1 pseudogene is annotated in these 216 nt (G+C 66.7%); it reads right to left on the minus strand.

The annotated features are described in order from the left end of the window. Positions 1-154: pseudogene (locus EXE45_RS19290) on the minus strand (transcription factor S); the annotation flags it as partial. Positions 155-216 lie beyond the last annotated feature (62 nt).

Here is a 216-nt window from a genome sequence, read left to right on the forward strand (position 1 = left end):
TCACGTCGACGATCTCCGACTCCACCTGCGACTCGGTCGTCCACTCGTCGTCGCCCTCGTCGCGCCCGATCTCGTGGCCGCAGGAGTCGCACACCCAGTGGTCCTCGCCCTCGCCGGACTTCATCATGGATCCGCACTCGTCGCAGAACTTCATGCCCGAACCTACCGCGGATCGTATTTAAACGGCGGGATCGCGGGCGAGCGGCGGACGCGCCC

The organism is Halorubrum sp. SP9, assembly GCF_005435015.1.
Lineage (GTDB): Archaea > Halobacteriota > Halobacteria > Halobacteriales > Haloferacaceae > Halorubrum > Halorubrum sodomense.